A 2,901-nucleotide genomic window follows, 5' to 3' on the forward strand; every position below is an offset into this window, starting at 1 on the left:
AGATGAGAAGGCTTTCGATACCCATTGAGCTTTCCTCTGAGCAGGAGGGCGACGCCGGGGCGCGCCCCCCGAATCGGCCTCGATATCAACGGGTTCAGGCTAAGCCAAAGCAACCCCGCCCGCCAGCGACCAGCTCATCCGCGCCGCCTTTCCTGTAATTGCTCCAGAGGCTGTTGAGATTCAGGTCAGGCCGAGCCGAAGATGGTGGATTCCGATAACCGCAATGGAGCGGACTTTTGGGTCCGTGAGTACCGGAAGCGCAGGAATCCACCATTGCAGGCCGGCATCACCTGAATATCAATAGCCCCCTAGTCGTCATCGTCGCTTACGGCAGGCCGCCAGCTGGTCGGCTCGACCTTTTTCTGCGTGGTGCTGTCGATATAGGTCCACCAGCCGCCGTCGCGAAATTGCGCGATCGACTCGTTGATCACCCCATTGCCGTCCTTCCAGTAGACGGTGACCTTGGAGCCGTCGGTCGGCGCGGTTGCTATCGGTTTCCTCTCCGCCATGTCGTCCTCCGAGGCCGTCAGCTATGGGCGAAGATATCCTCCTCGCCCCAGCCCATCAGGTCTAGTTTGGCACGCGTCGGCAGGAAGCGGAAGCAGGCGTCGGCCTCCTTCGTGCGGCCCTCGCGCGCCAGCCGGGCGGCCAGCACCTCGCGCAGCCGGTGCAGATAGAGTACGTCGGAGGCGGCATATTCGAGCTGTTCCGGCGACAGGGTCTCCGCCGCCCAGTCCGACGATTGCTGTACCTTCGACAAGGTGACTCCGAGAAGCTCGCCGCAAATGTCCTTCAGCCCATGCCGGTCGGTATAGGTGCGGGTCAAGCGCGAGGCTATCTTGGTGCAGAACACTGGTTCCGCCACGACGCCGAAGGCGTTGTAGAGCACGGCGATGTCGAAGCGGCCGTAATGGAACAGCTTGGTGACGCTGCGGTTGCGGAGCAGGCTGACCAGGTTCGGCGCCTTCTTCTGGCCGGGCGCGATCTGGATGACGTCGGCGCTGCCGTCGCCCGGCGAGATCTGCACCACGCAGAGACGATCGCGATGCGGGTTCAAACCCAACGTCTCGGTGTCGATGGCCACTGCCCCGACATTGTAGTGGGACAGGTCGGGCAAGTCGTTCTTGTGGAAGCGGATGTCGCTCATCATTGTCTCCGGATCGCGGCCTGCGCTGTTCGTTTCGTCCTCACCGCGATCCGACGAAAAATCAACAAAAACTTGTCTTTCGACCCCTCAGCGCGTCAGCGCGTCGAGAATACGGGCCCAGGAGCGCTGCCCTTTGTGGAACGAAGTGAGCTCGTATTTCTCGTTGGGCGAGTGAATGCGGTCATCGTCGAGACCGAAGCCGACCAGCAGCGACTCCAGGCCGAGATAGGTCTGGAAATCGCCGACCACGGGGATCGAGCCGCCGCCGCCGGTGATCACCGCCTGTTTCGCCCATTCGTCGGACAGCGCCTCCTTGGCCTTGGCCAGGAACGGCGAGTCGTAGGAGAGCTTGATCGCCGGCGAGCCGCCATGCGGATGGAATTCGACCGAGCAGTCAGCCGGGATGCGTTCTTGAACGAAAGCCTGGAACGCAGCCCGGATCTTCTCGGGGTCCTGCTTGTGGACGAGGCGGAACGACACCTTGGCCGAGGCCTCCGCCGCGATCACCGTCTTGAAGCCCTTGCCGGTATAGCCGCCGATAATGCCGTTGAACTCCGCCGTCGGCCGCGCCCAGGTCAGTTCGAGCACCGAGCGGCCCTTTTCGCCGGCGAGGATCGACAGGCCGATCGGCCCGAGGAAGCTCTCGGCGGTCTCGCCGAGCGTTTCCCACGACTTCAGCACCTGCGACGGCGTCTCCTCGACACCGTCATAGAAGCCCGGGATGGTGATGCGCCCATCCTTGTCGTGGATATCGGCCAGGATCCCGGCCAGGATCCGGATCGGATTGGCGGCAGCCCCGCCATAGAGCCCCGAATGCAGGTCGCGATCGGCCGCTTTGACGGTGATTTCCTCGCCGACCATGCCGCGCAGCGACACGCAGATGGAGGGCGTCTCGCGATCCCACATGCCGGTGTCGCAGACGAGCGCGAAGTCGGTCTTGAGCTCGGCGGCATTGGCCGCGAGGAACGGCTTCAACGACGGCGAGCCGGACTCTTCCTCGCCCTCGAACAGGATGGTGATGCGGCAAGGCAGGCCGCCATGCACCTGCTTCCAGGCGCGGCAGGCCTCGACGAAGGTCATCAACTGCCCCTTGTCGTCGGCCGAACCGCGGCCGGTGATTATCTTGCGGCCAGGCTCGATCTCCTTGATCGCCGGCGCGAATGGATCGCTTTCCCACAATTCGATCGGATCGACCGGCTGCACGTCGTAATGGCCGTAGAACAGCACATGCGGCGCGCCCGCTGGCCCGTCGTGATGCGCCACCACCATCGGATGGCCGGGCGTGTCGCGCACGCTGGCGTCGAAGCCGATCAGCTTCAGCTCGGCCACCAGCCATTCCGCCGCCTTGTGGCAATCCTCGGCAAAGGCCGGGTCGGTGGAGATCGACTTGATGCCGAGCAGGCCGAACAGGCGCTCGAGGCTCTGGTCGAGATTCTGGTCGAGACGATCGAGGACGGGGGAGATTCTGGACATTGTCTGAAGCCTTTCGATTTTGCGCCGACCCTAAAGGGACGAGCCGAAAACGAAAAGCCGGGAACGTTGGACCAGCGTTTGGCAGCGGAAAAACATTCAGACCGATATGTCTGACCTGAAGACGAAAAAGCCGCCGTGGTGGAGGGGGAACCACGGCGGCCTTACTCGAAACGTTGCGGCAGCCCGGAGAGGGGGGATAGGCTGCCGCAGTTGTCCGGGATAGGCGGGGGACGGGCCTTGCTCCGGACTTCGGCGAAAACTGCCGATGGACCTTATTTGGG

At 63.3% G+C, this 2,901-nt stretch carries 3 protein-coding genes; all 3 read right to left on the reverse strand.

The features are described 5' to 3' along the window. Positions 1-308: 308 nt before the first annotated feature. Positions 309-509 (reverse strand): hypothetical protein, encoded by a 201-nt coding sequence (locus tag EN742_RS30315; RefSeq protein ID WP_126058261.1) that lies wholly within the window; start codon positions 507-509, stop codon positions 309-311. A gap of 17 nt (positions 510-526) precedes the next feature. Continuing rightward, positions 527-1,147, reverse strand: coding sequence for a ribonuclease D (locus tag EN742_RS30320; protein WP_126058260.1), 621 nt, complete (start codon positions 1,145-1,147; stop codon positions 527-529). 87 nt (positions 1,148-1,234) lie between these two features. Further along, positions 1,235-2,620 (reverse strand): M20/M25/M40 family metallo-hydrolase, encoded by a 1,386-nt coding sequence (locus EN742_RS30325; protein WP_126058259.1) that lies wholly within the window; start codon positions 2,618-2,620, stop codon positions 1,235-1,237. Positions 2,621-2,901: the final 281 nt, after the last annotated feature.

The sequence above is a fragment of the Mesorhizobium sp. M4A.F.Ca.ET.020.02.1.1 genome (genome assembly GCF_004022645.1).
GTDB lineage: Bacteria > Pseudomonadota > Alphaproteobacteria > Rhizobiales > Rhizobiaceae > Mesorhizobium.

Coding starts and splice junctions, on each gene's coding strand:
- EN742_RS30325 (WP_126058259.1), bottom strand. CDS start 2,620: ATGTCCAGAATCTCCCCCGTCCTCGATCGTCTCGACCAGAATCTCGAC.
- EN742_RS30320 (WP_126058260.1), bottom strand. CDS start 1,147: ATGAGCGACATCCGCTTCCACAAGAACGACTTGCCCGACCTGTCCCAC.
- EN742_RS30315 (WP_126058261.1), bottom strand. CDS start 509: ATGGCGGAGAGGAAACCGATAGCAACCGCGCCGACCGACGGCTCCAAG.